Here is a 21,551-nt window from a genome sequence, read left to right as displayed (position 1 = left end):
TTAAATCCCCTTGCTTACGCTGGCCATTTCTTGTGCTATACCTGTAACAATAGTTAGTTCATGCTTACTTTTAGATCCATATTCTATTGTGGTCGCAACCTGTAACATATTGCACGATATACCAGCTGTAAAATTAAAGCGTCGAGGACATTCTAAATCTAACGCTCCCTTGTTCAGATTAGTCATTTTGCTTTGCATATCTGCATGATTTGCAATCACCATACCTTTGTCATCACCATCCGCGATTGCAGTTACTTCATCGGGAGTCAGGAAGAACTGATTATTAGCGCCTTGATTTGCCTCATCAGAGATCATGCGCTGCACTTCACCAATGAGTTCATTTTCGGCTACTTCGCGCTCTTGTGCTGCATTGGTAATTTTAATATCAATACTACTACTGCTCATAAGTGTTACAGCAATACCGGTCACTGCAATAACCATTATTAAAGCTGTAATTAGAACTACACCTTGCTGTTTTTTTCGTGATTGTTTTAAATACGCCATAAATTTGATCCAACATTATTTAATCGAATAGTAGTAGTAAACACCGTGCGTCTGAAATTATCGGTAAATGTTAATACACGCTTATCTTCATCTTCACCTAATGTATAAGTTTGGTTTTTAATTTTAACTCCTGGGTCTGGCTGTAATGCGCGTATTAATAAAAAAACCTGAACAGTTAAAATACCTTTACGATTTTCCCAATCTGTATACTTCATATCTTGAATACTTCGGTAGGTATCTACACGATTGTCACTGTTAGTATCAAGACCAAAAACAAACCGCATGTTCTCAACACCTTCCATAATAGTTTCTGTGTTGATGCTTCCACCAACCAGGCGCTTTCTCATTAATGCAGGTACAGTTAAATTCTTATTATTAACTTTATAAGTTTGTTCTGATAAATAATAAACATGATGGCTATAAGGCCAAACAGTTGCATTAACATTAAGAGTAGCAGCGTTAACCGTTCCACGGAAAAATTGAGCTTTCTCTTGCTCAGCTACAAAGTAGTTTTCATCAGCCTGAGTCTCATTAGTTGCTACGTTAACTGTTAAGCTCTTGCCTTGTAAAAATTTTAATTGGATAATGTCAGTGCTTTTAATTGGATTATTTAGGCAGTTAAGCTCTTTTGATTCTCCAGCAACCTTTGCGTAAATAGTTCTAAAATTACTAGCTGTAGCAAAATCAGGAAAACTCCCATTATTTAACCCTTCAAAGCAGTCTGTTCCAGGGTTTGCTAGTGTATCTGTATTTACTGCAGTGAACGAATCGTCATAATAAGTTCCCCAAAAGCCAATTTGTTCAATATCACGTTGCATTATGTTAATTGCAAGGCGCCCTGATTCTTGAAGTTCACCAATAGTCATCGTATCTTTAGTTGTTACTTTCATACCTATATAGGTGAACATAACGCCACCGAGTATTAATCCACCAATAAATAATGAAATCATCATTTCTACAAGTGTAAAACCTTTTTGCTTCATGTTAGCTCCTAAGGTAAATATAACTAGTTAAAACAACTAAGCGGCGCTTTTTGTCAGCCGTTCCACACTTTATAGCGCCAGTAGCATCATTTGCATTAAACTCTTGTCGACCTTGCCACGAAACAATTACTTCTAAATTAAATGCCTTACCACCCGAGCCAGCAACTGCTGTAGGTGCAATACATACGGTAGCACCATCTAAAGATCCCGTATTTTCTCGAGCTCTTATAGCTCTTTTCCACTGCTCAAGATCTAACGCCGCAACTTGCGCTGCGCTACAAGTATTTGTAAAGCACGTTTGCGAGGTTGTCGTTGCAGTTTCACTATCAAATGTTTGTGTGTACAGTCCCGCTATTTGAGGGGTATCGTTAGCACGGATACGCTGCACAATATCATTACCAAGTGCAACTGCAGCAGCGCGCTGCATAGAATCAAAGCTTGCTTGCTTTGCTTTTGCTTGCAGGGCAACTGCGCCTAAAAGGCCAAAACTAAGAATAATAAATGCAATTAACACTTCAATTAGAGTGAAGCCTCTTTGCACTTTTGTTTGAGATGACTGCATATTAGAACCAAATAAAAATTATCTGATTATAAGTTTATGCTATTTATTTGAGGAATCAATGAGGACTAAGACAAGCGGTTATATTTGTTGATAAACGGTTAATTAAATCGGCTCATTCAACAAAACAGTAGTAATTAAGCGTAAATGTATTTAAGTCAGAGGCAACTTAATTGCGAAATAAGTCTAAAGCGTATTTTTAACTAATTTAAGCTCGCGGCGGCTCACTGGCAATAACTCACTGCACCCTTGTAGCTCAATCATATGATTGCTATTCCCTTTTGAATGCAAAGCAATTACTTTTTGTTTATTAACCAATGTATTGCGATGAATTCGCAAAACATATGTGGGATATTGCAGCTCTAATTGCTTTAGGCTTTGCTCCAGTAAAGCTTCCCCACCCGGGAATATCATTTTGGTGTACTTTTCTTCGGCACTAAAGTACAAAACATCATTTATATCAACACTACGTAGAGTACCAGCTAGCTGATAAGAGATTTTTACATTTTGTTGTTTTTGAATATGTACTTTATTTAAACGCCCAACTTGCTTAAGCACCTTCTGCAGTGATTGCTCTGAAATAGGTTTAACTAAATAACCTGCAGCGCTTAATTGTAAAGCATCGAAGGCATGCTCAGGGTGGGCAGTTATAAAAACAATAGCAGGAGGTAGAGTTAAACTATTGAGCTCATTAGCAACTTGTAAACCATTCATACCAGGCATATCAACATCTAAAAAAATCAAATCTGGCGTTTGCTTTTTAGCAAGTACTAGAGCTTCCTTACCATTACTTGCCTCACCTTGTACAACTATACTTTTATCGTGTGTTAACAAACGGATTAAGCGAGATCTCGCAAGAGGTTCATCATCAACAATGAGTACATTCATACACTGCCCTCAATTAGCTTAGGGATAACGACCTTGACCCTAAACACATCATTTTTATTAGTAATTGTTAGCTGCGCTTTATTTTTATAATAAATATTTAATCGCTGGCGAATATTTTCAAGTGCCATTCCGTTATTAGGCCTAGTTTGAGCATTAGAAATTGTTATAGGGTTAGAAACAATCATGGTTATATAGCCGGTAGTGATATGTAGCTCTACTTTTATTTCTGCACCATGCTCACTTGTTTCAACGCCGTGGCATACCGCATTTTCAATTAATGGCTGCAGGGTTAAGCAAGGAATACTCAATGCGGGTAGTTCATTAGGTATTTGCCAATCAACTCTTAAGCGATTACCAAAACGCCACGTTTCAAGTGCGATATATTGCTTACTCAGCGTTATTTCATCTTCAAGAGATACATTCTTCCCCGAGTGCATTGCAGCCTGCGATAAGGCGGCTAAAGCTAAAATGGCTTGCTCTGCCGCATCTGCATCATGATGGGTAAGCTCTGCAGCAGTGTTTAAACTGTTATATAAAAAATGAGGACGTATTCTAGCTTGTAAGGCATCAAGTTCTGCACGAGAGAGTGCTTTAGTTTGTTGCTCTTTTTCAAAATGAATTAATAGAAACTGGACGAATAAAGCAGCCAGTAAAGCCACTATAATACAATTGCGAAGTGTGAAATAAATTAGGTTATTTGTATCATCTATATCAAAAGCAAAATGAGAAAATAAAATACTAAAAATACAGGTAGATAATAAAAAAGAGGCAAAAAATATACTTAACTGAAAAGTTTGAGTACGTTTTTGTAAAAAAGCTCTACAAAAATATAAAGAAGAGGTACCGAATAAAACAATTAAATGCATAAACAAGCTAATGATCCCAAGCCGAAGCCAAATATCTCCTTCTACATTGGGTGCAAAAGCTAAAACAATAGCAATAACTTGAGAAACAATAAGCGAAGCTAGTACGCCTCGCTCATTAAAAAGAGCCGAAAAAAGCAAACCATCATTTTGAAGTGACTTGCTCATAACGACTCTCCTTTAATCTAAATGTTTAATATATTTAAATTAACGTAGCTCTACAGGAACAGCAAAAACGATATTCTCTATCTCGCCCGGGTTTTCAACAACTTGCGTACCACCAAGTTCTTTTAATCGGCTTATAACTTGTTGTACGAGTACTTCTGGCGCAGATGCACCCGCAGTTACGCCTACAGCTTTAGAACCCGAAACCCATTGTTCTTGTACATCAGTTGCATCATCAATTAAATAAGCAACTGTGCCCATTTTATCTGCAAGTTCACGTAAGCGATTAGAGTTAGAGCTATTTTTAGCGCCAACAACTAATAGCACATCAACTTTATCAGCTAAGTCACGAACAGCGTCTTGACGATTTTGCGTTGCATAACAAATGTCATCTTTACGCGGTCCATCAATTGATGGAAACTTATTACGTAGTGCATCAATAACATCTGCGGTGTCATCAACTGAGAGTGTTGTTTGGCTGCAATAAAAAAGATTTTCAGCATTTTTTACATTAAGCGCAACAACATCATCAACGGTTTCAACAAGATAAATGCCACCGGCTGAGTTATCATATTGTCCCATTGTTCCCTCTACTTCAGGGTGGCCATGGTGTCCAATTAAAATACACTCAATACCTTTACGACTCGCACGTGTAACTTCCATATGTACTTTAGTTACAAGCGGACACGTTGCATCAAATACTTTTAAATCACGGCGTTTAGCCTCAGAACGAACAGCTTGCGATACGCCATGTGCGCTAAAAATAACAATGCTGTCGTCAGGTACTTGATCAAGCTCTTCAACAAATACCGCACCACGACTTTTTAGTCCATCAACCACATAGCGGTTATGTACTACTTCATGGCGCACATAAATTGGCTTTTCAAAAATATCTAGAGCGCGCTCAACAATACTAATAGCACGGTCAACACCAGCGCAAAAACCGCGAGGATTAGCTAGTAATATTTCCATTAACCTTCCACCTCAATAATATCAACTTCAAACGTTAAACGCTGACCAGATAAAGGGTGATTAAAATCAATCGTTACCGACTCACCTTGCACTTCGCGAACTAAACCAGGAAGCTCAGTGCCATCAGGTTGAGTAAACGCAATAATTGCACCTACTTTGGCTGGTGTTTCTGGGCCAAATTTACTGCGGTCAACGTAGTAAATATTATCTGGATTTGGCTGACCAAAAGCATCTTCAGGTTCTAATTCAAACGTTTTACTTTCGCCTGCAGTTAAACCTAATAAACACTTTTCGAAGTTTGCCGTTAAGCTGCCATCGCCCATTGTTAATTTAGCAGGTTTGTTGTGCACCTTGGTAGAATCAGCGGCAGAGCCATCTTCTAATTTAATAGAAAAATGGAAAATAACTTGCGAGTTTTCACCAATTACAGCTTGGCTCATGCTTTATGCTCCTTCGGACTCTCGCCGGTAAAGGCGTCAAATAACAATAACGCTGCGCCAATACAAATAGCGCAATCAGCAATATTGAATACCGGAAAATGTGAGTCTTTATAAAATACGTGAATAAAGTCGATTACATAACCATACGCAATACGATCGTATAAATTACCAATAGCGCCTGCAAGTACCAGTGCATAAGCACCGCATAGTACTTTGTTTGTTGCAGGTAAGCGTTTTAGCCACCACACAAGTAAAGCACTAATAGCAACGGCAATCGCACTTAAAAACCAACGCTGCCAACCACCCGCTTCACTTAAAAAGCTATAAGCAGCACCATAGTTATGCACATAAGTAATACTAAAAACAGGGAGTAAGTTTATCGACTCTTGATAAGCCATAGTCCCTACAACAAGTGTTTTACTGGCAAAGTCTATTACTAATAGTAATAGACTCAACCAAAGCCACACTAAACCACTTTTTTGGGCTAGTTTGCTCACTAAGAATAACTCCTAAGCGAATTGACGCTTTTCGCCTTCGCCGTCAACATTACTTACACAACGACCACAAATTTCAGGATGAGCAGGATTAACACCTACATCTTCACTGTAATGCCAACAACGCTCACATTTAGCAGCATCTGTTGCAGCAACACTAATGAACAAACCTTCAATTTCGGTAGCTTGTGTATCAGCTGGCTGACTATCAACTTCAGAAACATTTACGGCAGATGTTAATAATACAAAACGCAGTTCATCACCAAGCGCATTTAATTTAGCGGCAAGCTCTTTACCAGTAAATAAATTAACCGTTGCTTGAAGCGTTGCACCAATGACTTCTTCTTTACGTGCAGCTTCTAATAAGCGGTTTACTTCGTCGCGAACTGTTAAAATCTCTAACCAGTCATCGTTACTAAATTGGCTATTTGTTGGCGCTTGTAAACCATCGTACCAAACAGATGTAAATACGTAGTCACTACGCTCACCCGGTAAAGCTTCCCAAATTTCTTGTGCGGTAAAGCTCATAATAGGTGCCATCCAACGCGTCATTGCTTCTGCAATATGATAAAGCGCTGTTTGACAAGAACGACGTGCATGGCTGTCACTCTTAGCTGTGTACTGACGATCTTTAATTACGTCTAAATAGAACGAACCAAGCTCACCTGTACAGAAGTTCATTAGCTTTTGCGTTACTAATAGCATTTGGTAGCTATCGTATGCGGCTAAAATTTCGTCTTGCAACTGAGCAGCACGACCAACAATCCACTTATCAAGCTCAACCATGTCATCAATAGCCACTTGATCTGTTTTTGGATCAAAACCATTTAGGTTAGCTAGTAAATAACGGCTCGTGTTACGAATACGGCGGTAACGATCGGCAGAGCGCTTAAATATTTCATCCGACACAGTCATTTCTGCCGTGTAATCGGTAGAAGCAACCCATAAACGAAGAATGTCGGCGCCTAGTTTATTCATCACATTTTGTGGTGAAATAACATTGCCTAGCGACTTAGACATTTTGCGGCCGTTTTCATCAACGGTAAAACCATGGGTCAATACTTGGCGGTATGGTGCATGACCATTAATAGCCACTGATGTCATCATTGATGACATAAACCAACCACGGTGTTGATCAGAACCTTCAAGGTATAAATCAGCTGGACCAACCAAGTCTTCACGTGCGTCTACAACACATGCGTGTGAAACACCTGAGTCAAACCATACATCTAGCGTATCTTGCACTTTCATGTATTGCTTGGCATCTTCTTCACCAAGTAATGTAGCTGGTTCTAAATCATACCATGCCTGAATACCTGATTTTTCAACTAGCTGTGCCGCTTGCTCAATTAGCTCTTGAGTATTTGGATGAAGTGCACCGGTATCTTTATCAGCAAACAATGCAATTGGCACACCCCAAGTACGTTGGCGAGATATACACCAATCTGGGCGGCTTTCAACCATGTTTGAAATACGGCTTTCGCCCCACTCTGGCAACCACTGCGTGTTTTTAATTTCTTTTAAAGAATCTTGACGCAAGTTAGCCTGATCCATACTTACAAACCATTGTGGTGTAGCACGGAAAATAATGGGTGTTTTATGGCGCCAACAATGTGGGTAACTATGAGTTATAGCATGATGATGCATTAATGCACCGTGCTCTTTTAATACTTCAATTACGCTCGCATTTGCTTTAAATACATGCTGACCTGCAAAAAGTTCAGTATCTGGTAAATAAACACCATTAGCGCCAACAGGGTTAGCTACTTCAAGGTTGTAATTTAAACCAGCCACGAAATCTTCTTGACCATGTCCTGGTGCTGTATGTACAACACCGGTACCTGAGTCAGTCGTTACGTGTTCTGCAACAATCACGGGTACATCAAAATCATAAAAAGGATGGGCTACAGTTAAGTTTTCAAGTGCAGCACCTTTTACATAACCTAATACGTGAAAGTGATTAAAACCAAAGCGGTCCATTGCATCTTTAACAAGCTCAGAGCCTAAAATTAGACGTTGTTGTGCGCCTTCATCTTCAACCTGCACCAATGCATATTCTAAATCGGCATGCACAGCTACTGCGCGGTTTGCTGGAAGCGTCCACGGTGTTGTTGTCCAAATAACAGTACCAACACTGCCTTCACCCTTGTGACCATCAGCCAAATCAAATGCACTTACAACAGCATCTTGATCAACAAATGTAAAACGTACATCAATCGCTGGTGATTGCTTGTCTTGGTATTCAACTTCAGCTTCTGCTAATGCAGAACCACAATCTGTACACCAATGCACAGGCTTAGCACCTTTATGCAAATGACCTTTTTCAATAATACGACCAAGTACACGAATGGCATTCGCTTCAAAGTCAAAGTTCATTGTTAAGTAAGGCTTATCCCAATCTGCAAATACGCCTAAACGTTTAAAATCAACTTTTTGACCTTCAACTTGTTTTTTAGCGTATGCACGGCATTTTTCACGAAACTCGCTCGCGGTTACTTTTACGCCCGGCTTGCCTACTTTTTTCTCAACCATTAACTCGATTGGTAAACCATGACAATCCCAACCTGGTACTAATGGTGAATCAAAGTCAGATAATGTTTTAGACTTAACAATAATGTCTTTTAATATTTTATTAACTGAGTGGCCTAAATGGATATCGCCATTTGCATACGGAGGGCCGTCATGCAAAATAAAGGTCTTTTTACCTTTCTTAGCGCTGCGAATTTGACCGTACAGGTCGTCTTCATACCATGCTTTAAGCATTTTTGGTTCACGTTGTGCCAAATTGCCACGCATTGGAAACGGTGTTTCCGGTAAGTTCAAAGTATGTTTATAGTCGCTCATTTATCCTACATTCCGTCTCTATCGGCTACCTGATTTAAACCAAAACACTGCTTAGCGGCAGCAACATCAGTTGCTATTTGCGCCGTTAATTGTGTTAATGTCTCGAATTTTTTTTCATTGCGAAGTTTTTTTATTAACTCCACATGCATAAATTGTCCGTAAATATCCTGTGCAAAATCAAAAAGGTGAACTTCTAATAATGCACGAGTTCCATTAAATGTCGGCTTATTACCTACATTTGCAACTCCAAAAATCTGTTTTCCTGCAATCGTTGCTTGCACTGCAAACACCCCGTTGACAGGACACACTTGGCGTTTTAGGGCAATATTTGCCGTTCTAAAACCGAGTTCACGTCCTCTTTTCCAGCCGTGTATAACACGCCCAGAAATAGCATAATCGTGACCAAGCATTATTTTAGCACTTGCTAAGTCACCAGATGCCAAAGCATCTCGTATTAAAGTGCTGCTTACTCTAGCATTTAATTGACGAAAACTCGCGGTGCTTTTTACGTCCATGCCCGCTTGCTTGCCCATGCTAGCAAGTAAGTCAAAGTTACCTTGGCGCTGCTTCCCAAACTTAAAATCATCGCCAACAGTGAGAGCTTTAACACCTAACTTTTTAATCAAAATATCATTAACAAATTGCTCAGCATGCATGTTTGCAAATTGCTGATTAAAGCTAATGCAAATAACTCGCTCAATACCTAAATCACGAAGCAAACGTAGCTTATCTCGTAAGCGTGTTAGCCGTGCTGGTGCATTGTTTTTAGCAAAAAATTCTTGTGGCTGGGGTTCAAATAGCATTACAGTGCTAGGCAAACTATGCGCTTTAGCATCACTAAGTAAGCCTTTTAATACTTCTGCGTGGCCTAAATGAACACCGTCAAAATTACCAATAGTTAACACACAACCAAAGTGGTGTGGGCGAATATTGTGTATACCTCTAATTAACTCCATGCCACCTAATGCCTTGTTTAGCGAGTTATTAATTACGGCTAAAAATTTATTAAAGCCGCAGAGTTGCCGATTATAATCTTTTTTTTAGTTTGATTCAGTAATTGCTACACTTTTTATCGTATTTAGTCTAACGCCCATCAAAAATAGCATTGCAAAGTAGCTAATACCTGCCAAAGCCACTAATACCATTAATAATATTACCTGCTGTGTAAAAGCCCATGTAGCCCAGTAATAGTAACTGCTCACAAACCATGTAACAGCTCCCATAACAATACTTGCTACAACACATTTTAGTGTAAAGCGCATACTCATTGATGAAAACTGATACACATTTTCTTTTTTAAGCTGCCTATACAGCAAAAACGCATTACAACTAGCCGATAGTGAAGTAGCGAGTGCTAAACCTAAATAACCAATGAAAGGAGCCAACATAATATTAAATACCATATTCAGTACTAAGGTGATAATACCAATACGCACCGGCGTTTTTGTGTCTTGACGAGCATAAAAGCCAGGAGCAAGTACTTTAATCAGCATAAAGCTTACAAGCCCTACTGAATACGCGACTACGCCTAAACTTACTGCTTTAACATGATCAACACTGTCTTCTTTAAACGCACCGTGGTCGAACAATACGGTGATAATAAGCGGGCTGATAATCATTAGACCTATCATTGCTGGTAGGCCTAAAAATATAACAAAACGCACTCCCCAGTCGAGGGTATGTTGAAAATCACTGCTTTTTTTACTGCTATGTAACTTAGAGAGTGCCGGTAAAATAACTGTCGCAATACCAATACCAAATAAGCCCAGCGGAAATTCAATTAAACGGTCTGAATAATAAAGCCATGCTATCGAGCCTGTCATCAGTAATGAAGCAATCATGGTATCAAGCAACAAATTAATTTGGCTAATAGATACGCCAAACAAAGCAGGGAGCATAAGTTTACGTACTTTTTTTACGTTTTCGTCTTGCCATGCCCAGCGCGGACGCGCCAACATTTTTGCTCGGTATAAAAATGGAAGTTGAAACAATAGCTGTACAACGCCACCAATAAATACGCCAATTGCGAGAGAATAAGCCCCGACACTAAATTTATCATGTAAAAAAATTGCACATGTGATGATAGAAACATTGAGTAGAACTGGTGTAAATGCAGCAACAGCAAAGCGGTTATACACGTTCATTACCGCACCACTGAGCGCAACTAAGCTTACAAAAAACAAATATGGGAATGTAAATTTAAGTAATGAGCTTGCAAGCTCAAATTTTTCGGCATTAGGTCCGCCCTGCCACCAATCTATAAACCAACCAGTGCCAAACAATGCTGCAATAACGGGTGAAGCAACAACACCTATAATAGTGACAACCAGTAAAATGGTTCCTAATGTGCCTGCTGCTTGTGCAACAAAAAGCCTGACCTTGTCGTCGCCTTGCTGTTCTTTAATTTCACTCAGCACGGGTACAAATGCTTGTGCAAAGGCGCCTTCTGCAAATAAACGACGTAAAAAGTTAGGAATACGGTTAGCAAATAAAAAAACATCAGCCGCCGCACTTGCGCCTAATAAATTGGCAACGACCGCATCTCGAACGAGCCCTAAAATACGCGATATCATAGTCATACAACTAACAATCATACCGGAGCGAAATAAACCTTTTGACACCTTAAACCTACTCAAAAATCCTCAAGATAGGCGATTATGCCACAGTCTTTTTTATAAATCGCTTTAAAGCACTAGGCTGGGGGTCTGTGCTTTGTTACAATGTCGGTATTAACTGCTAAAGCGGCAAATTGATGCTCGTTATATGGTGCAGTTTTTCTTGGATTGTTAAATTTAAATTGACATCCATGATAGAAACAGGCATATTCCACGGCCTTTAATTTAAGCTTTATTTTAAGATTGTTAGGAGCAAACCTTGGCTAACATCAAGTCTGCAAAAAAACGCGCTATCACAAGCGAAAAAAACCGTCAGCACAACGCAAGCCGTCGTTCAATGATGCGCACTTACTTCAAAAAAGTAATTGTTGCTATTGAAGCGGGCGATAAAGAAGCTGCACAGCAAGCTTTTTCTGTTGCTACACCTATCCTAGACCGTTACGCAACTAAGGGTCTAATTCACAAAAACAAAGCAGCTCGTCATAAGAGCCGTATAGCAGCTAAGATTAAAGCTCTATAATTTGTTTTTGATAGAATATAAAAAACCGGCTTTTGCCGGTTTTTTTTTGTTTAAATTTTAAATGTACTTACTTTATTAGACATTTTCTAAATCTGGATAAAACTTCTTAAGCATTGCCGCTATTTTTTTAGGTGTAAATGGCTTGACTACAAACCCTTTAGCGCCTTTATCAATTGCATCCTTAACATTCTCAATACCTGAATGTGCAGATACCATAACCACATTTGTCTCTGGGCTTAATTCATTGATTTGTGCAATCAAATCTTTACCATCACCGTCTGGCAATTCAATGTCTAAAAAAATGATATTATAATTTGCAGCTTGGCACTCACTAATACATTGTGAGGCAGTAGATGCTTCCTTTACGTTATCTATCCCTAAGTGCATGAGCGTTTGGCTCAAAAAACTACGCACTGTGCTAACGTCATCTACAATTAAAATTGATAGCTGCGTATTCATCTTTATTCCTCGTAGGCTATAAGCTAACTTTAAGTTATCATAATAATTAGCTTAGTATATAAATTTACTCATTTAATTATAGAGACCTACGGAAAAAAGGCCAGATTTGCTTTATGTCTAAAACCCCAAATAAACAATCGTTGCTAGGTAAAGCACCGGCTAGAAAAAAAACAGCGCAAAAAAGAAAACCACAGCGTTCTACTCAGCGCCCTTCACCGGCAGAGTTAAATTCCAGTGCAAAGAATGATACAAGCCAAAAAACAACGCAAAAAAAAGGACTGTTTATATCACTCGCTGTCGTTGCTGTAATAATTTTAGCTTTTCCAAAACCTACCTTACTCACCTATAAAAAATTAGGGATGGTAAGTGAGAGTGTTTACTGGCCCGGATTCTTTGGCAAGGGGGCTACTTTGATTGATTCAAACCTACACCCCACCTATGATTCTAGCCGTGAGTCCCTTTATTTATGCAGTGACTTACAAAAACCGCAGAGCTGCCAAAAGTATCAAGTAATTGCTGATAATGGTTTATTTTCAGCAATCGGTAGTTACCTTTAGCATTAAAAAAACTAATCTGAAAATTTAAAATTACTTGGTTGAAAGGTGCGCAAAAGATCAACATAATGGCGCTCCTTTTTTCAACAACTGAACTATTGAAACGACCATGCTAAACGAGCTAGATTGGCTTTTAAATACTACACTACTTGCACTAGGTTTAGGTGCATTCTTTATTAACCAGATAACACTGCTGCGCGTTGCCGCCATTAGTGCGTGTGGTTTATTATTCTTATCATTTAGCTTAGATCTTATGTCGTCGAGTGTTATTTCAAATATGAGTTTAGTGTTGATCAATACTTTTTACTTGTTTAAAGTTTATACATTTGGGCAGTTTAATGTAACCCAAAGTTAACAACTTTTCCCTAGAATATTTAATAGCCCAGCATTGCTGGGCTTTTTTATTAATAATTCAAAAATATTAAAAAGCACTTTGAACCAAGGTGAAAATTAGAACTTCAAACGACACGCCAACACTACTGTGAAAGTAGTGCTAGTGGGCTGCAAAAAAAATGATGCGAAGAAGCACGAAAACTGAGGAATACATAGTAAGTAAAGTTAGTCCGCTACTGTTAACTCGCTTTTGGTTTGTATTTTAGATGGATTATCTTCAGCGTTAGCCTGATTAAACCAAGCTGAAACACCTAGTATAATAATTGAAACAATAACTAGGCTTAATTTAACGCCACTTTGACTCGATTTCATAACACCCTCTTTATATTTTTATTAGTGAGAATACCTTTTACACTAATGAAAATTACAAATGTTAACAAGCTGTTTTTTAAACTAATTAGCTATCAGCTAATAACCTTTAGTTCTATCTACTGAATTATTGAGTGCTAAGCCCTTATTCAAACGTTCAATATTATCGGCTATTTGGTCTATAACACTATTTAAATCAGAAATCGCCGCGCAATGTGGTGTAAGCGTTATTTTGGGGCTCCCCCAGTAAGGGTGATTCGACGCTAAAGGTTCTTGATCAAATACGTCGAGTGTAGCTGCGCGTAAGCTATCGTTATTTAATGCACTTAGTAAGTCTTGTTCAACAACATGAGCACCACGTGCCACATTAATAACAACAGCATGTGAAGGTAGCTTAGCGAGCATTGAGTGATTAATAATGCCTGTCGTTGCTTGCGTAAGGGGTAATAGACATACAAGATAGTCAACCTCAGGAAGCATACAATTAAGGCCTTCCTCGCCATAAAAAATTTCGACATTAGTTGCGCTTTTATTACTTTGCGCCCAAGCACTTACCTTAAAGCCATTATTTATAAGCTTTTGCGCGCATGCTTTACCTAATTCACCAAACCCAAGTATGCCGACATGTTTATTACTATGTGCCCGCTTTGGCTTCCATGTTTGCTGTGTTTGTTTAATGTAATACTCTTTTAAACGTAACTTTTGAGCTAACACATGTGTCAGTACATATTCCGCCATATCTTCAGCTAGCTGATTGTCAACAATGCGGACTACTTCAACACTTTCGTCGAGTAAGGTTAAATCGATACTGTCTACGCCAGCACCAAATGACGACACAGCCTTTAAGTTAGGTAGCTGTGGCCACATAGATTCTGGCGCTTTCCACGCAAGTACAAAATCCACATCATGTGCGTTTTTGCAATCAGGCCATTGCTCTATCAGAGTATTTGGTAACCGCTCTTGTAACTTCGTCATTAGTTTTGTGTTGTCACGCCCAGTAATAGCAACTAATACAGACATAAATTCTCCTAACAATACACTGTTTATAAGTTTGCACTTTAAAAAGTCACACTACTGCAAAGTAACTGTCACACCCTTTTTTTAATCTTACATGTATGGCGAATTGGCCAAACGGAATATGAGGTTAATATGATAAGTGTTGATAAAGTAATTGCTGCAAACTTACCACAACTAGAGAACTCTCCTAAAGTAAAAGGTTTAGTAAAAAAAGGTCTAGGCTACTTATTGCATGAACAGGAGTTTGTTGCTTTTGGTGATGCCTACCCTCACCTACAAGGATTAGAATTTGTTGAACAAGTGCTTGATGAACTCAATTTTGATACCCGCTATAAACCTAAGCAGATAGAGCACATTCCTAACGAGGGTAAACTTGTTATCGTTGCAAATCACCCTATTGGTTCATTAGATGCTTTAGCACTTATTAAAGTACTTTCAACTGTAAGACAAGATTTAAAAGTAGTGGCAAACCGCATGTTGATGTCGGTTACCCCAATGCACTCACTTTTACTCCCCGTAGATAACTTATCAGGCATGAGCAATAAACAAGAGCTTAGTAATATACAAAACCATTTAAAAGACGAAGGTGCATTACTTATATTTCCGGCAGGAGAAGTATCGCGATTAGGGCCAACAGGTATTAAAGACTGCAAATGGAATAGTGGTTTTTTACGTATGGCAAAAAAAGCTAACTGCCCTATCTTACCTATTTATATTAAAGCCAAAAATAGTCCACTTTTTTATGGCACATCAATGATTTATAAGCCGTTGGCAAGTTTGCTCTTAGTAACAGAAATGTTTAAGCAACGCCAAAAATCTTTAGAGTTTGAGATTGGTGCCTCTATCCCTCCTGAATCTTACTTAATAGAAAACCTTAAAGATAAAGAAGTTGTAAACCTTATTCGTAAACAACTTTATAGGCTTACAACAAAAAAAGCCCTACCGCTAAAAACACAAACACCCATCGCTATTCCCGAGTGCCGCAAGGAGCTAAAAAAAGCAATTGAGCAATGCCAACTACTTGGTAAAACACAAGACGGTATGCATATTCATCTATACCAGTATGTAGGTAGCTCACCTATTTTTAGAGAGTTAGGGCGCCTGAGAGAAATCGCGTTTAGAGCGGTAGGTGAAGGTAGCGGTAAACGTCGTGATATAGATAAATACGATATGGATTACCAGCACCTTGTACTGTGGGACCCCATGCAACTAGAACTGGTAGGTGCTTATCGATTAGCCTGCGCACAAGAGATAATACAAAAGCACGGCCGCAAAGGTTTATATACTGATAGCTTATTTTCTTACACCGACGATATGGCCCCTTACCTACAACAAGGAATTGAGCTTGGCCGCAGCTTTGTGCAGCCTAAATATTGGGGACGTAAAAGCCTCGATTATTTATGGTATGGCATTGGCGCTTTTATCAAAAACTATCCACAGTACAGATACTTGTTTGGTGCTGTAAGTGTATCAAATGCTCTACCCGAGCAAGCAAAGGCCATGCTCGTTTATTATTATCAGCATTATTATAAAAGTGGCATTGAATTAGCTACGCCTAATAATGAGTTTAAGTTAACCGAGCTACAGCTAACCCAGTGTAATACTCTTTTTAGCGGCAATGACGTGAAAGAAGATTTTGTAGAGCTAAAACATGTACTAGCTAATATGGGTGCTCAAGTCCCTACTTTATTTAAACAATACACTGAACTTTGTAAACCCGGTGGAGTGCAATTTTTAAGCTTTAGTATTGATCCCGATTTTAATAATTGTATTGATGGATTGGTATTGGTCGATCTTGAAAATGTAAAAGAAAATAAAGCCAAACGTTATTTAGAATAACCAATAAGAAGTAGGTCCTTATATCTATAAAGTACTCTATTTATATTTAATTATTAATAAATATTTGCTCAAGTAAAGTTGTATAAATAGCTTCAATTTTAAGTAAGTCACTAATAGATACATGTTCGTTAACTTGATGAATCGTATTGTTTCGTACACCACATTCAATGACTTGAGTATGGGGGCTGGCAAAAAATCGTCCATCTGATGTCCCTCCATCTGTACTTAGTAATGGGTGACTTGATGTGTTTTTATAAATAGCTTGCTCAATATGAGTAAGTAAACTCCATCCCGTATTATGGCTTGTATAATAAGGCTCGCATGGGCGTTCCCACTCAATCGTAAAACGCTCAGCAAACTTGTTTAGGGTCTTCATTAATTGCGTTTTAACTGCTGTGCTACTGTAACCATGGCTATAACGTACATTAAATGTGATTTCACAATGACTTGGCACTAAATTATCGACCACATTATTTATGTTAATTCCAGTCACTTGCAGTGTGGTTTTTGAGCTAGCCACATCGAGTAACCAGATCTGATCACTCAAGCTACTTACTATTTTTGCAGCAATATGAGCAGCATTGAGTGTGTTTTGAGGGTAAGCTACATGACCTGCCTTACCAGTAACTAAAATCCGAGCTGAAAGCGCACCACGACGGCCATTCTTAACCGTATCGCCAACTTGTGCCACACTTGATGACTCCCCTACAATACAGCCATCTAATACAACACCTTGCTTGGCAAGCTTATTAACTATTTCTTGAGTGCCAAATTCAGCCTCTCCCTCTTCATCTGACGTGATAAGCCAGTAAAGAGTCCCTGCTTTAGCTGATTTACTATCAATTAATTTTTTTGTGGCACTCAACATAGCAGCAACACCACCTTTCATATCGGCTGCTCCTCTACCGTATACTGCACCATTTAGCACTCGCCCTTCAAAAGGAGGACTTAGCCAACCGCTACTTGTTGCTGGTACTACATCAATGTGCCCTGAGAAAGCAACACATGGGCCTTCTTTGAATTTTATGCAGGCAATTAAATTAGTTACACCATTTATAGTAAATTGCTCGCAACTTAAACCTAAATCCACCAATTTATCTGCAAGCCAATCAATTGCACCCGCTTGATTAGGGGTTACTGATTCAAAGCGAATTAGTGTTTGTAAGTGCTTTACAACTTCTTTTTGAATATCCGTTGTTTTTGATTTTTTTTCAAATGCTTCTAAAAACATGGTAAACACACTTTATTATTTAATGTGCCTTTATTAAAACGTGAGTTTATGACTAAGCGATGTCAGCCTTAATACATTCATATGACTGTTAATGGAATATATATGTCAATCGTTACAAAGACAGAACGACACTAAAATTAATCTAAATCAATAAAACAATTCACAAGGTTAAAATATTTTTTAAACTTTGATCTAGAACAGGTTTTCATTTTTATTGCTCGGTAATAATAGCGCCAATTAAACAGTAGTTCTTGGAGAACAACATGAAAACCCAAATTAGCATCGCATTATTAACCTCTTTATTAGCAATCTCTCCAGCTGCACACGCTAACTTTAGCGTAAATGTTGGCGCTATTAACGTAAATCCAGATAACAGTAGCTCAGCAATTAATGAGGCGCCGACACTGGGTCTTAAAGGTGATTCAGATACCCAACTAGGTATCACAGTAGATTATGCTTTTAACGATCAATGGGTGTTGGAACTGATAGCAGCAACACCGTTTTCACACGATGTGAATGGTGCCGGAGGCTTAGCTGGCAACAAAATTGCTGATATAAAACAACTTCCGCCGTCTTTAGTTGCGCAATATCACTTTTTAGATACCAGCTATGCGCTAAGACCTTTTATAGGCGTAGGCATAAACTACACTGCATTTTTTGATGAGCAACCTTCTCAAGCACTTAAAACGACGCTAGGAACAGACGATGTAGAAGTAAAGCTAGATGATTCGTTTGGCTTTATGGCTCAGGTAGGTGCTAACTATAAAATTGATAAAAACTGGGGTTTACACGCTATGGTATCAATTATGGATATTGATACCGATGCCACTGTTTATGCAAATGGTGCAAAAGCACTTACATCAACTGTTGAGCTTGACCCCGTTGTTGCTATGTTCGGTGTTAGATACAGCTTTTAAAGCATATATAAAATAGTACGTAGTTACCCAATTACAATGTGTGTTAAAAGGCCGAAAGGCCTTTTTTTCATTTGGAGAGTATTAATTACCTTGGTAAGTTACTTAACTTTTTCTGCTCTAGCATTTCTTTCCAGTGCATTACTTCACTTGGCAATATAGGTGTTTGCCCATCAAAACCAGCAACCTCAAGCATTTCTTCAATACTTATAATACCCTTTTTACTTTTAAATACACCGCGTACATAAGCAATAGCATGTAGGCCTCGTTCTGAGTGAAACTTTTGCTCAATATAAAAGTATTTATGATCCCAGCCCACTAACTTGGTGCTTATTGTATATCGCTGCATAGGTTTAATATCGCGGATATAAGTTATGGCCGTTGCGTTAACAATGGGAAACCAACGACGCTTCATTATTTGCTTTAATAAGCCAACTCGTTCTGTCATCCAAGTTCGAGATAAGTCCATCATCGCAAGGTAACGTGAGTTTGTTAAATGTAAATTAATGTCACAATCAGTAGGTAAAGCTTTGTAATCAATATCTACCGTATCAAGTAAATTTTGATATTGCTTGTTACGTTTAATTTTAAAAAACAATAATAAAAGTCGAATATATAAGTTCACAAAAAAGGTCTTACCAGTTAAATTTATTCGAGTGTAGCATAGCCTCTTGCGAAGACGAATATTCTACTTTAATCTTAAATCATTATTATAATAAAAAGATAACTCATGAAATCAAAACGAAAAATTATCACTGCGCTAGCTTTATTAATACCTAGTTATAGTGCGTTTGCCGACTTTTCATTACCAGGTAAAGGCTCTATTACTTACCCTACCGGTGTAGTTAAAGAGTTTAAATTTGGTTTTGAATGGCAACAAAAAGCTGAAAAATTCATTATTGGCTCTAAAAGTTACAATATGGAGCAGATCCCTAGTTCTTATTCAGTTGCTATAACGCTTTCAAAAGATGACAGCCAAGTATGGGTGCAAGAATTTAATAATGGGTTTATTAAAGAATTTGAATGGCAAATTGGCGAACATAGGGTCACTTTAAAAAAGCAGCAATTTAGCGACCCCGTAAAAGGCGATTATGTTATTGAACTTAATGGCCGTAGCTATTTTTTCACTCGTAATAACGCCAGTATTGTAATGAACTTTAATGAAGAAGGTATTGAAACGATTGCAATTGATGGGGTTACAAAAAATATGGGGACTAAAAATTAGTCCCCATATTTTAATGTCTTTATGTTAATTACACTTTTACTGTTTTTCGGTTAATACCGTAATCACGTAACTTGTTAGCTACAGCGGTGTGACTTAGGCCCAATCGCTTAGCTAACTGGCGTGAGCTCGGATAAGCTGGGTAGAGTTTACGAAGTAAGGTCGCTTCAAAACGTTTAACCGCTTGATCTAACGAACCTTCAAAATCAGACTCTAAATACCCTAAATCGTGAGTAAAAGTGGGTAACTGTAAATGCTCTACGCGAAGCTCGCTATCATCTAGTAACGACACTGCACGGTAAATTGCATTTTCAAGCTGGCGAACATTTCCTGGCCACGGATACTCTTGTAAAAAGCTCAAACACTCTTGTGATAAAACAGGAATTGCATGACCATTTTGTTGCGCATATTTTTGAATAAAATGTTCTGCAAGTGGTCCTACATCTGCTTTTCTATCTCTTAGTGGCGCTATTTCTAAAGTAAGCACGTTTATACGGTAATATAAGTCTTCTCTAAAAACCCCTTCTTGTACCATTGCAGGTAAGTCTTTTTGAGTAGCAGCAACAATACGTACATTTACTTTAACTTCGTTCTCATCGCCTACTTTTCTAAACGTACCATCTTGTAAAAAACGCAGTAACTTAGTTTGTAGTTGAGTCGACATTTCGCCAACTTCATCTAAAAATACAGTTCCACCATCGGCTTGCTCTAATACACCGCGCTTTGGCGCTGCATTTTCTTCGTACCCGGCATAACCAAATAATTCAGATTCAGCAACATCATCAGGAAGAGAAGCACACGACAGAGCAATAAAAGGTTTAACAGAACGATTAGATGCGTAATGGCACGCTCTAGCTAATAACTCTTTACCTGTTCCTGTTTCACCAGTAATCAAAATAGGGGCTTCTAGTTGCGCCATTTTTCGGGCTTCGCGCACAACTCGGCGCATTGCCGTACTAAAGTTATGAATAGTGGCAAAGCTTTCTTGCCCGTAACGTCTAAACGCACTGACTTGCTGCCCTAAGCGACTTTGCGATTTAATATTAATAACCGCACCAGCAAGTACATCACCTTCACTACCTTGAGGAACTGCAATTGGCAAAATGTCTGCAATAAAATCCTCACCAGCAACTTCAACTCGTGTGGTTTGTCCGAGTACTTCTTTACCTTCTAACCAGCGTGTAAAGTTAAAGCCTTTAAGCAGGTTATTAATATTTGCACCAATCACGTCTTTTTCAATTAGCTGTAAGTCTTTACATGCTGCATCATTACATAAACGTACCCACCCTTTGGCATCAATAGAGATAACACCATCAGGCAATGCACGTAGTAAAGTATTTAATTCGTTGTGTTCACGCTCAGATGGTAAAAATGCAGTGGTACGCACATCATGTACACCGTCGATTAAACGTATCGATGGCATAATTTTTTGGAATTGTTCAAATTCAATTTCGGGAAAACTAACGTACATACGACAATTTACAGAATCGACCTCAATTCCTTTTAAATCAACGCTGTAGTTAACTAATATATTAAGGATTTCTTGAGCAATACCAATTCGATCAGCACAGTGAATATCTAGACGCATACATCCTCAAAGAAGGAAAAACTATATTAGCCGAATAATACGCTAAGTCGCTTTGAGAAGGTAGTTTATTGTAAACATTTTTGGACAAAACAGCTTTAAAGCCAAAGGGTGGGATTGTAATTAAACGAAGAAAAACAGCACTGATATTTATATTTAACTATACCAGTGCTGTTTATTA

General features: G+C 38.4%; 23 protein-coding genes. 6 read left to right on the top strand and 17 right to left on the bottom strand.

The window, feature by feature from the left end; genetic code table 11:
• The 11 genes from BW142_RS15730 to murJ all read right to left on the bottom strand — a co-directional run bounded on the left by BW142_RS15730 (position 1) and on the right by murJ (position 11,333).
• Positions 1-504, bottom strand: coding sequence for a hypothetical protein (locus BW142_RS15730; RefSeq protein WP_007581376.1), 504 nt, complete (start codon positions 502-504; stop codon positions 1-3).
• Positions 492-1,487: a PilW family protein gene (locus BW142_RS15725; RefSeq protein ID WP_076925465.1), complete on the bottom strand. Its 996-nt coding sequence runs from the start codon at positions 1,485-1,487 to the stop codon at positions 492-494. Before BW142_RS15725 ends, BW142_RS15730 begins: the two co-directional genes overlap by 13 nt.
• Before the next feature lies 1 nt (position 1,488).
• The gene (pilV, locus tag BW142_RS15720; protein WP_007581374.1) at positions 1,489-2,049 is read right to left on the bottom strand and encodes a type IV pilus modification protein PilV; all 561 of its coding nucleotides are present in this window, start codon (positions 2,047-2,049) and stop codon (positions 1,489-1,491) included.
• Between the two features lie 183 nt (positions 2,050-2,232).
• Positions 2,233-2,934: a LytTR family DNA-binding domain-containing protein gene (locus tag BW142_RS15715; RefSeq protein WP_076925464.1), complete on the bottom strand. Its 702-nt coding sequence runs from the start codon at positions 2,932-2,934 to the stop codon at positions 2,233-2,235.
• Positions 2,931-3,965, bottom strand: a complete 1,035-nt coding sequence (locus tag BW142_RS15710) for a histidine kinase (RefSeq protein WP_076925463.1) — start codon at positions 3,963-3,965, stop codon at positions 2,931-2,933. Before BW142_RS15710 ends, BW142_RS15715 begins: the two co-directional genes overlap by 4 nt.
• Before the next feature lie 39 nt (positions 3,966-4,004).
• Positions 4,005-4,934, bottom strand: a complete 930-nt coding sequence (gene ispH, locus BW142_RS15705) for a 4-hydroxy-3-methylbut-2-enyl diphosphate reductase (protein ID WP_024598447.1) — start codon at positions 4,932-4,934, stop codon at positions 4,005-4,007.
• Complete coding sequence (gene fkpB, locus BW142_RS15700; protein ID WP_002958231.1) at positions 4,934-5,374, bottom strand: FKBP-type peptidyl-prolyl cis-trans isomerase; 441 nt, start codon at positions 5,372-5,374, stop codon at positions 4,934-4,936. Before fkpB ends, ispH begins: the two co-directional genes overlap by 1 nt.
• The gene (gene lspA, locus BW142_RS15695) at positions 5,371-5,871 is read right to left on the bottom strand and encodes a signal peptidase II (RefSeq protein WP_002958230.1); all 501 of its coding nucleotides are present in this window, start codon (positions 5,869-5,871) and stop codon (positions 5,371-5,373) included. The genes fkpB and lspA overlap by 4 nt, the downstream gene beginning before the upstream one ends.
• A gap of 12 nt (positions 5,872-5,883) precedes the next feature.
• On the bottom strand, positions 5,884-8,712 hold the full coding sequence (ileS, locus tag BW142_RS15690; RefSeq protein WP_076925462.1) for an isoleucine--tRNA ligase: 2,829 nt from the start codon (positions 8,710-8,712) through the stop codon (positions 5,884-5,886).
• Between the two features lie 5 nt (positions 8,713-8,717).
• Positions 8,718-9,668 (bottom strand): bifunctional riboflavin kinase/FAD synthetase, encoded by a 951-nt coding sequence (gene ribF / locus BW142_RS15685; RefSeq protein WP_076925461.1) that lies wholly within the window; start codon positions 9,666-9,668, stop codon positions 8,718-8,720.
• 84 nt (positions 9,669-9,752) lie between these two features.
• Positions 9,753-11,333 (bottom strand): murein biosynthesis integral membrane protein MurJ, encoded by a 1,581-nt coding sequence (murJ, locus tag BW142_RS15680; protein ID WP_290193044.1) that lies wholly within the window; start codon positions 11,331-11,333, stop codon positions 9,753-9,755.
• A gap of 253 nt (positions 11,334-11,586) precedes the next feature.
• Between murJ and rpsT the strand changes: the two genes are divergently transcribed.
• Entirely contained in the window at positions 11,587-11,847 is a 261-nt protein-coding gene (rpsT, locus tag BW142_RS15675; RefSeq protein ID WP_002958225.1) for a 30S ribosomal protein S20, read from the top strand.
• A gap of 75 nt (positions 11,848-11,922) precedes the next feature.
• Here the strand turns inward: rpsT and BW142_RS15670 are convergent, their stop codons facing one another.
• Positions 11,923-12,306: a response regulator gene (locus BW142_RS15670; protein WP_002958224.1), complete on the bottom strand. Its 384-nt coding sequence runs from the start codon at positions 12,304-12,306 to the stop codon at positions 11,923-11,925.
• A 113-nt stretch (positions 12,307-12,419) separates the two neighbouring features.
• Here BW142_RS15670 and BW142_RS15665 point away from each other — a divergent pair, with 113 nt between their 5' ends.
• Both BW142_RS15665 and BW142_RS15660 read left to right on the top strand, forming a co-directional pair.
• Positions 12,420-12,863 (top strand): hypothetical protein, encoded by a 444-nt coding sequence (locus BW142_RS15665; RefSeq protein WP_076925460.1) that lies wholly within the window; start codon positions 12,420-12,422, stop codon positions 12,861-12,863.
• A 106-nt stretch (positions 12,864-12,969) separates the two neighbouring features.
• Positions 12,970-13,215 carry a hypothetical protein gene (locus BW142_RS15660; RefSeq protein WP_002958222.1) on the top strand — a complete coding sequence of 82 codons (246 nt, stop codon included), beginning with the start codon at positions 12,970-12,972 and terminating at the stop codon, positions 13,213-13,215.
• A gap of 203 nt (positions 13,216-13,418) precedes the next feature.
• Here the strand turns inward: BW142_RS15660 and BW142_RS20750 are convergent, their stop codons facing one another.
• Positions 13,419-13,565, bottom strand: a complete 147-nt coding sequence (locus BW142_RS20750) for a hypothetical protein (RefSeq protein ID WP_171972335.1) — start codon at positions 13,563-13,565, stop codon at positions 13,419-13,421.
• A 96-nt stretch (positions 13,566-13,661) separates the two neighbouring features.
• The gene (locus BW142_RS15655) at positions 13,662-14,582 is read right to left on the bottom strand and encodes a glyoxylate/hydroxypyruvate reductase A (protein ID WP_076925459.1); all 921 of its coding nucleotides are present in this window, start codon (positions 14,580-14,582) and stop codon (positions 13,662-13,664) included.
• A gap of 129 nt (positions 14,583-14,711) precedes the next feature.
• Between BW142_RS15655 and BW142_RS15650 the strand changes: the two genes are divergently transcribed.
• Positions 14,712-16,418: a lysophospholipid acyltransferase family protein gene (locus BW142_RS15650; RefSeq protein ID WP_076925458.1), complete on the top strand. Its 1,707-nt coding sequence runs from the start codon at positions 14,712-14,714 to the stop codon at positions 16,416-16,418.
• A 46-nt stretch (positions 16,419-16,464) separates the two neighbouring features.
• Here BW142_RS15650 and dapE read toward each other — a convergent pair whose 3' ends face one another.
• Positions 16,465-17,649 (bottom strand): succinyl-diaminopimelate desuccinylase, encoded by a 1,185-nt coding sequence (dapE, locus tag BW142_RS15645; protein ID WP_076925457.1) that lies wholly within the window; start codon positions 17,647-17,649, stop codon positions 16,465-16,467.
• A 263-nt stretch (positions 17,650-17,912) separates the two neighbouring features.
• On the opposite strand from dapE, the gene BW142_RS15640 reads away from it, so the two are divergent.
• Positions 17,913-18,566, top strand: a complete 654-nt coding sequence (locus tag BW142_RS15640) for an OmpW family outer membrane protein (protein WP_076925456.1) — start codon at positions 17,913-17,915, stop codon at positions 18,564-18,566.
• A gap of 85 nt (positions 18,567-18,651) precedes the next feature.
• Here BW142_RS15640 and BW142_RS15635 read toward each other — a convergent pair whose 3' ends face one another.
• Positions 18,652-19,188, bottom strand: coding sequence for a thioesterase family protein (locus tag BW142_RS15635; protein ID WP_024603739.1), 537 nt, complete (start codon positions 19,186-19,188; stop codon positions 18,652-18,654).
• 105 nt (positions 19,189-19,293) lie between these two features.
• Between BW142_RS15635 and BW142_RS15630 the strand changes: the two genes are divergently transcribed.
• Positions 19,294-19,788: a hypothetical protein gene (locus BW142_RS15630; RefSeq protein ID WP_076925455.1), complete on the top strand. Its 495-nt coding sequence runs from the start codon at positions 19,294-19,296 to the stop codon at positions 19,786-19,788.
• Between the two features lie 28 nt (positions 19,789-19,816).
• On the opposite strand, the gene tyrR is transcribed toward BW142_RS15630, so the two are convergent.
• Positions 19,817-21,373: a transcriptional regulator TyrR gene (gene tyrR / locus BW142_RS15625; protein ID WP_010555118.1), complete on the bottom strand. Its 1,557-nt coding sequence runs from the start codon at positions 21,371-21,373 to the stop codon at positions 19,817-19,819.
• Positions 21,374-21,551 lie beyond the last annotated feature (178 nt).

The organism is Pseudoalteromonas sp. EB27, from assembly GCF_001974875.1.
Lineage (GTDB): Bacteria > Pseudomonadota > Gammaproteobacteria > Enterobacterales > Alteromonadaceae > Pseudoalteromonas.
The sequence above is the reverse complement of the archived record's forward strand: the minus strand, read 5'-3'. Positions and strand labels throughout refer to the sequence as shown.

Coding starts and splice junctions, on each gene's coding strand:
- BW142_RS15730 (WP_007581376.1), bottom strand. CDS start 504: ATGGCGTATTTAAAACAATCACGAAAAAAACAGCAAGGTGTAGTTCTA.
- BW142_RS15725 (WP_076925465.1), bottom strand. CDS start 1,487: ATGAAGCAAAAAGGTTTTACACTTGTAGAAATGATGATTTCATTATTT.
- pilV (WP_007581374.1), bottom strand. CDS start 2,049: ATGCAGTCATCTCAAACAAAAGTGCAAAGAGGCTTCACTCTAATTGAA.
- BW142_RS15715 (WP_076925464.1), bottom strand. CDS start 2,934: ATGAATGTACTCATTGTTGATGATGAACCTCTTGCGAGATCTCGCTTA.
- BW142_RS15710 (WP_076925463.1), bottom strand. CDS start 3,965: ATGAGCAAGTCACTTCAAAATGATGGTTTGCTTTTTTCGGCTCTTTTT.
- ispH (WP_024598447.1), bottom strand. CDS start 4,934: ATGGAAATATTACTAGCTAATCCTCGCGGTTTTTGCGCTGGTGTTGAC.
- fkpB (WP_002958231.1), bottom strand. CDS start 5,374: ATGAGCCAAGCTGTAATTGGTGAAAACTCGCAAGTTATTTTCCATTTT.
- ileS (WP_076925462.1), bottom strand. CDS start 8,712: ATGAGCGACTATAAACATACTTTGAACTTACCGGAAACACCGTTTCCA.
- ribF (WP_076925461.1), bottom strand. CDS start 9,668: ATGGAGTTAATTAGAGGTATACACAATATTCGCCCACACCACTTTGGT.
- BW142_RS15670 (WP_002958224.1), bottom strand. CDS start 12,306: ATGAATACGCAGCTATCAATTTTAATTGTAGATGACGTTAGCACAGTG.
- BW142_RS15665 (WP_076925460.1), top strand. CDS start 12,420: ATGTCTAAAACCCCAAATAAACAATCGTTGCTAGGTAAAGCACCGGCT.
- BW142_RS15660 (WP_002958222.1), top strand. CDS start 12,970: ATGCTAAACGAGCTAGATTGGCTTTTAAATACTACACTACTTGCACTA.
- BW142_RS20750 (WP_171972335.1), bottom strand. CDS start 13,565: ATGAAATCGAGTCAAAGTGGCGTTAAATTAAGCCTAGTTATTGTTTCA.
- BW142_RS15655 (WP_076925459.1), bottom strand. CDS start 14,582: ATGTCTGTATTAGTTGCTATTACTGGGCGTGACAACACAAAACTAATG.
- BW142_RS15650 (WP_076925458.1), top strand. CDS start 14,712: ATGATAAGTGTTGATAAAGTAATTGCTGCAAACTTACCACAACTAGAG.
- dapE (WP_076925457.1), bottom strand. CDS start 17,649: ATGTTTTTAGAAGCATTTGAAAAAAAATCAAAAACAACGGATATTCAA.
- BW142_RS15640 (WP_076925456.1), top strand. CDS start 17,913: ATGAAAACCCAAATTAGCATCGCATTATTAACCTCTTTATTAGCAATC.
- BW142_RS15630 (WP_076925455.1), top strand. CDS start 19,294: ATGAAATCAAAACGAAAAATTATCACTGCGCTAGCTTTATTAATACCT.
- tyrR (WP_010555118.1), bottom strand. CDS start 21,373: ATGCGTCTAGATATTCACTGTGCTGATCGAATTGGTATTGCTCAAGAA.